Source organism: Sandarakinorhabdus cyanobacteriorum (assembly GCF_002251755.1).
In the GTDB taxonomy this organism is placed as follows: Bacteria; Pseudomonadota; Alphaproteobacteria; order Sphingomonadales; family Sphingomonadaceae; genus Sandarakinorhabdus; species Sandarakinorhabdus cyanobacteriorum.
This window is the reverse complement of record NZ_NOXT01000052.1, coordinates 1-3,061: the sequence shown is the minus strand read 5'-3', so window position 1 is coordinate 3,061 and position 3,061 is coordinate 1. Positions and strand designations below refer to the sequence as shown.

Below are 3,061 nucleotides of genomic sequence, written 5' to 3'. Positions count from 1 at the left end.
CGGTCCGGCAATGTCTGGGATAATGCCGCCATGGAAAGCTTCTNAGGGCGCAGGCCAAGGCAGACGTGTTCGACTACATCGAATGTTTCTACAACCCGACCCGGCGCCACTCGACACTGGGTTATCTCAGTCCCATCGACTTCGAACGCGAAGCTGGGGTAGCCTGAATGAGCTTATCTCGGTGTCCACCAAACCGGCAGCAGGCCACCCGGACTTCATTGTCGAGAATACGCAGAATGAATGGGTGCTGGCTGAATCCAAGGGGGGCTTTTGTCCTCGCGGATCCAAGCCTCCCATCAAGCAAGCTTTGTATGATGGCCTGACCCAACTCGCGGGCTGGGAAAAACATATCTCACCGCAGCCCATCAAGAGTCTGGCGATCGCCACGTTCCTTCGAGAAGCAGACGACACCGGCGCAGAGACATCGCTGATCGCGTTTGTCGACCCGGAACCGGAGGTCCCTGATGAGCCTGTTGAGTTTGGTCGTGACGCGGTTCGACGGGCGAATTACGCATCTTGGCTTTCGCTCATGGGATTTGATGCGGCGGCCACCCGACTGCGACAGGGCGAAGGCGAGCCGCAGGAAAATGAGGTTCCGGTCCTAACGCTGGGAGGGCGGAAATTTGTCGTCAGCATTGCCTCCATCACGCGCGATAGTCCTGACATGTCCAGTCCGGACTTCTGGGACGAATTCCATCGGTTCTTGCGGTGGCCGGACATCTGGTTTCGCAGTGCAACAAAAATTGAACTGGTCGGACTGGATCTGAAGGTTGTGCGAGCCCTGTCGGGAGCTACCGGTTCAGCCATAAGTTCTGAACTGATGGCCTTGCAGCCGATGGAGTGGGAGGGGGCATCGGCTAGTGTCGAAGGCGAGGGATTTCAAGGAAGTGTGCTAAAGGATGGTTCCCTGCTCGGGATGCTCAGCCTAGGTGGGCCAGACAAACGGGATACGGAATTCGAGTGGATCAAGGTGGCCTTGTGAATCAGCCCTACAAAAAAAAGCTCATCGAAGTCGCCATTCCGCTGGAGGCGATCAACGCGGCGTCGGCGCGGGAGAAGTCGATCCGGCATGGGCATCCGTCCACGCTGCACCTGTGGTGGGCGCGGCGGCCGTTGGCGGCGTGCCGGGCGGTGTTGTTTGCGCAGCTGGTGGATGATCCCTCGTCCTGCGTGGAAGAGCTGATGGCCGATCCCAGGCTGCGGGCGCGGGCGGAGGCGGAGCTGCCGGCACGGCGGGCGGCCTGGGAGAAGAGCAAGGCATCAGCCAAGGGCGCTGCGGCCAGCGCGGCTGAGCCGACGCTGGAAGACGTGGTGGTGGAGATTGAGCGCAAGCGGCTGTTTGCCATCATCGAGGAGCTGGTGCTGTGGGAGAACAGCACCAACGAAGAGGTGCTGGAACGGGCGCGGGCCGAGATCCGGCGCAGCTGCGGCGGGGTGATGCCGCCGGTCTATGACCCCTTCTCGGGCGGCGGCTCCATCCCGCTGGAGGCGCAGCGGCTTGGCCTTCCGGCCTATGGGTCAGACCTGAACCCGGTGGCGGTGATGATCGGCAAGGCGATGATCGAGATCCCGCCGAAGTTCAAGGACATGCCGCCAATCCACCCTGGCCCCAAGGAGCGGCAATTCTACCGCAACGCCGAAGGGCTGGCCGAGGATGTGAAATATTACGGCGAATGGATGCGCCAGAAGGCGTGGGAGCGCATCGGGCATCTTTACCCGCAGGTGGAGCTGCCGAAAGAGCACGGTGGCGGCAAGGCAACGGTGATTGCGTGGATCTGGGCGCGGACTGTGCCGAGCCCGGACCCGGCCTTTGCAGATGTACAGGTGCCGATTGCTTCGAGCTTTCTCCTCAGCTCAAAGGCGGGGAAAGAGGCTTGGATCCAGCCCATCGTGGACCGGCAGGCCAAGACGATCACCTATCGCGTCCGACAAGGCGGTACCAAGGCAGAGCTTGAGGCGGCGAAAGAGGGGACCAAGGCGGGGCGCGGGGCAAACTTCCGCTGCCTGATTTCGGATACCGCGATCACAATGGAACACGTTCGGCATGCTGCGAAGTATGGCCTGGGAGAGCATCTGATCGCAGTTGTTGCAGAAGGTCCGCGAGAGCGGGTTTTTGTTGCTCCAATCGCCGCACAGGTCGAAGTAGCCCGCGCTGTGAAGCCCACCTGGCGGCCAGAGATGCCGATTTCGCCCGATCGCCGCGCGTTCACTCCTCCAGATTATGGAATGGAGACTTTCGGTGATCTTTTCACCGATCGGCAGCTAGTCGCGTTGAACACCTTCAGCGATCTGGTGCATGAGGCGCGGGCACAGATCGAGGTCGACGCCCGCGCCACTCTTTCCGCCGATCCCACCCTGCTGCGCGATGGTGGCATAGGCGCCAAAGCCTATGCCGAGGCAGTTAGTGTTTATTTGGCGTTCGGTGTCAGCCGATTGACTGATATTCAAAACTCACTTTGCAGATGGGAATCGTCTAAAACTCAGGTCCGAAACCTTTTCGGTCGTCAGGCTATTCCCATGATGTGGGACTTTGCCGAAAATAACGTGTTTTGCGATGCTGCGGGAGACTACCGGACGAGTCTTGGAAGCATTGTTAAAGTTATTGAACGATTTTATCCCAGTAATGAGGGTATTGAAATAAGCTATGATGCTCAAACTGTTGTCTACCCTCAAGGGGCTGTGATTTCTACCGATCCGCCGTATTATGACAATATAGGCTACGCCGATCTGTCAGATTTCTTTTTTTGCTGGCTAAAGCCTACTCTTCGATCGGTTTATCCTGATATATTCGGTGTATTGGCTACCCCGAAAGCGGAGGAGTTGATCGCTGCTCCCCACAGGCAAGGCGGAAGGGACGCAGCCGAAGTGTTTTTTCTGGTAGGCATGCGCCGAGCAATCGCGAACATGGCTCATCAGTCCGCCAATGATTTTCCCGCGGCGATTTACTATGCTTTCAAACAAAGTGAGGTAGCGAACGAAGGAATTAGTTCAACTGGTTGGGCAACGTTCCTGCAGGGGATTCTAGCCCGGATTATTCACCGGCCGGGTGATTTCGGGTTGG

At 58.5% G+C, this 3,061-nt stretch carries 2 protein-coding genes and 1 pseudogene; all 3 read left to right on the top strand.

Features of this window, described 5'->3' with window-relative positions; translation table 11 throughout:
- Window positions 1-167 (top strand): annotated as a pseudogene (locus CHU93_RS01380) (IS3 family transposase); the annotation flags it as partial.
- A gap of 14 nt (window positions 168-181) precedes the next feature.
- The gene (locus tag CHU93_RS01375; RefSeq protein WP_133064270.1) at window positions 182-982 is read left to right on the top strand and encodes a hypothetical protein; all 801 of its coding nucleotides are present in this window, start codon (window positions 182-184) and stop codon (window positions 980-982) included.
- Window positions 979-3,061, top strand: a 2,083-nt coding sequence (locus CHU93_RS17820; RefSeq protein ID WP_106408463.1) for a DUF1156 domain-containing protein, incomplete at its 3' end; no start/stop codon positions are given. The genes CHU93_RS01375 and CHU93_RS17820, both read left to right, overlap by 4 nt.